The organism is Sinomicrobium endophyticum (genome assembly GCF_052983315.1).
Window position 1 is genome coordinate 12,501 of the sequence record NZ_JBRKIS010000017.1, and the last position, 2,376, is coordinate 14,876.

General features: G+C 47.6%; 2 tRNA genes and 1 rRNA gene. All 3 read right to left on the minus strand.

Features of this window, described 5'->3' with window-relative positions:
- Window positions 1–92: 92 nt before the first annotated feature.
- The 3 genes from ACVBDU_RS04710 to ACVBDU_RS04720 all read right to left on the minus strand — a co-directional run bounded on the left by ACVBDU_RS04710 (window position 93) and on the right by ACVBDU_RS04720 (window position 2,155).
- Window positions 93–166: transfer RNA gene (locus ACVBDU_RS04710), tRNA-Ala, on the minus strand.
- 247 nt (window positions 167–413) lie between these two features.
- Window positions 414–487, minus strand: a tRNA-Ile gene (locus ACVBDU_RS04715).
- A gap of 150 nt (window positions 488–637) precedes the next feature.
- A 16S ribosomal RNA gene (locus ACVBDU_RS04720) occupies window positions 638–2,155 on the minus strand.
- Window positions 2,156–2,376: the final 221 nt, after the last annotated feature.

Consider the following 2,376-nt stretch of genomic DNA (forward strand, 5'->3'; position numbering starts at 1 on the left):
TCGAACCGATGACCTTCCCGACTGCATGTCGGGACGATCCAGCCCCTAATGGCTGATTTCCTTCAATCTTATATGAACTTTCATCTCTTATGTGGAGAATATCGGAGTCGAACCGATGACCTCCTGCGTGCAAGGCAGGCGCTCTAGCCAGCTGAGCTAATTCCCCTCTTGAATCCCGAATGTCGAACTCAGAATCTTGAATGTAGAATTCTCAACTTCCAGAATTTCCTAACAATATATAATCTATGAACTTTCTTTACCGCGCTAAAAAAACGTGGCACCGATACGCAGTCCTACTTCTAACTTCCTACTTCTATCTCCGTACCGCTAATTTCCCGTAGTCTCGGGCAGGCTCCCTTCGATATCCCGATAACTATCGGGACCAGGATAAACCTCTCTCCTCCCTCGACTTGTAGTCTCGGGCAGGCTCGAACTGCCGACCTCTACATTATCAGTGTAGCGCTCTAACCAGCTGAGCTACGAGACTGTCTCTAAAATTACAAGTCTCCGCTACCTCTTACAGACTTTTTCAACCTGTAACTTGCAACATGCAACCTGCAATTGCTTTTTTTTATTGACAGCATAAGCAAAATTATTCCTTTCAAATTCGCTCGTATCGAACATCCCGTTTCTCTAGAAAGGAGGTGTTCCAGCCGCACCTTCCGGTACGGCTACCTTGTTACGACTTAGCCCCAGTTACCAGTTTTACCCTAGGCAGCTCCTTGCGGTCACCGACTTCAGGTACCCCCAGCTTCCATGGCTTGACGGGCGGTGTGTACAAGGCCCGGGAACGTATTCACCGGATCATGGCTGATATCCGATTACTAGCGATTCCAGCTTCACGGAGTCGAGTTGCAGACTCCGATCCGAACTGTGATCGGTTTTATAGATTCGCGCCTGGTCACCCAGTGGCTGCTCTCTGTACCGACCATTGTAGCACGTGTGTAGCCCAAGACGTAAGGGCCGTGATGATTTGACGTCATCCCCACCTTCCTCACGGTTTGCACCGGCAGTCTGGTTAGAGTCCCCGACATTACTCGCTGGTAACTAACCACAGGGGTTGCGCTCGTTATAGGACTTAACCTGACACCTCACGGCACGAGCTGACGACAACCATGCAGCACCTTGTGAATTGTCCGAAGAAATAACTGTTTCCAATTACGTCAATCCACATTTAAGCCTTGGTAAGGTTCCTCGCGTATCATCGAATTAAACCACATGCTCCACCGCTTGTGCGGGCCCCCGTCAATTCCTTTGAGTTTCATTCTTGCGAACGTACTCCCCAGGTGGGATACTTATCACTTTCGCTTAGCCACTGATCCTTGCGAACCAACAGCTAGTATCCATCGTTTACGGCGTGGACTACCAGGGTATCTAATCCTGTTCGCTACCCACGCTTTCGTCCATCAGCGTCAATGATGTGTTAGTGACCTGCCTTCGCAATCGGTATTCTATGTAATATCTATGCATTTCACCGCTACACTACATATTCTAATCACTTCACACATATTCAAGACCGCCAGTATCAAAGGCAATTTTACCGTTAAGCGGCAAACTTTCACCCCTGACTTAACAGCCCGCCTACGGACCCTTTAAACCCAATGATTCCGGATAACGCTTGCACCCTCCGTATTACCGCGGCTGCTGGCACGGAGTTAGCCGGTGCTTATTCCTACGATACCGTCATCAAGGTACGCGTACCTCTTATTCTTCTCGTAGAAAAGCAGTTTACAACCCATAGGGCAGTCTTCCTGCACGCGGCATGGCTGGATCAGTCTCCCGACCATTGTCCAATATTCCTCACTGCTGCCTCCCGTAGGAGTCTGGTCCGTGTCTCAGTACCAGTGTGGGGGATCTCCCTCTCAGGACCCCTACCCATCGTTGCCTTGGTATGCCGTTACCATACCAACTAGCTAATGGGACGCATGCTCATCTTATGCCGCCTCAACTTTAAGATAAAATAGATGCCTATTCTATATACCATGGGGCATTAATCCAAATTTCTTCGGGCTATTCCCCTGCATAAGGTAGATTGCATACGCGTTACGCACCCGTGCGCCGGTCTCTAAGGAGCAAGCTCCTTATACCCCTCGACTTGCATGTGTTAGGCCTGCCGCTAGCGTTCATCCTGAGCCAGGATCAAACTCTTCATCGTTTATTCTTAAATATCTATTTAGAACATCCGATACATAAAGCATTTCCTACTCAAAATAATTTTGCTTAAATCTTCCTAATGATCAAAACTTACTCTCGTAAATTTTATCCTTAGTGCTGTCAACAATATTTCAAGGAACTTTCCTAAATTCTTCTTATCTTTTCGCTCTCTAATAAAGCGGCTGCAAAAGTAAAACGTTTTTTTAAACTCACCAACTTTTT